Source organism: Pseudomonas sp. R62, assembly GCF_000257605.1.
Classification (GTDB): Bacteria; Pseudomonadota; Gammaproteobacteria; order Pseudomonadales; family Pseudomonadaceae; genus Aquipseudomonas; species Aquipseudomonas atacamensis.
In genome coordinates, this window is sequence record NZ_AHZM01000907.1 from 1 (window position 1) to 895 (window position 895).

1 protein-coding gene is annotated in these 895 nt (G+C 65.1%); it reads right to left on the bottom strand.

Translation table 11 applies throughout. From position 1 onward, the window contains the following. Nucleotides 1-760: LysR family transcriptional regulator (locus OQK_RS01040; RefSeq protein ID WP_016770726.1), on the bottom strand; the 760-nt coding region annotated here is incomplete at its 3' end. Between the last annotated feature and the right edge of the window lie 135 nt (nt 761-895).

The following is an 895-nucleotide window of genomic DNA, read 5'->3' on the forward strand; positions in this document are numbered from 1 at the left end:
GCTCGAGCATCGCGCGTTGGACAGCGGCCAACGGCACGATGGCCAGGCCGGCGCCATGGGCGACCATGCGCATGGCGCCATCAAAGCCATCGGCGCGAATGCGCACCTGCATTCGCGCGCCGCTGTGCAGCGCCTGTTCTTCCAGATAAATCGCCAATGCGCTGTCGGCGCTGAGTCCGACAAAGTCGTGCTGCAACGCGTCGCTGAAACTGACCTCGGCGGCGTCAGACAACGGGTGATTGAGCGGCAGAATCAGCACCAGCGGATCGTCGCAAAACGCTTGAGTCTGTAGGCCGTTGGTGTCGACCGCGTCGGACACAATCCCCAGATCCGCCGCTCCTTCCCGCAAGGCATGGGTGATCCGCGCGCTGGGCAGCTCCTGTAGATCGATATCGAGATTGGGATGGCTGCGCAAGAAGTCCGCGAGCACTTCTGGGAGGTACTCGGTGATCGCCGTGGTGTTGCACAACAGCCGCACCTGGCCTTTGACGCCATGCGCGTAATCGGCCAGATCCTGCTGCATGCGTTCGGCCTGTTGCAAAAGGATGCGCGCGTGGCGGGCGAGGGCTTTGCCGGCAGGCGTCGGGGTGACGCCACGGCGGCCGCGCTCGAGGAATTCGGCGCCGAGTGAGGCCTCCATCGCGCGGATTCGAGCGCTGGCGGCGGCGAGGGACAAGTGGCTGCGGGCGGCGCCGGCAGTGATGTTGCCGGTGTCGAGAATGTGCAGGTAGAGGCGCAGGTCGGTGAGGTCGAAGTGCATGGGGTTTGCCTGTGGTTTCGCGGTGGCTGGGCTGGCCCTTTCGCGAGCAGGCTCGCTCCCACATGGACTTATGTACAGCGCAGATCCCGTGTGGGAGCGAGCCTGCTCGCGAAGAGGCCAGATGCCTCAACGCCG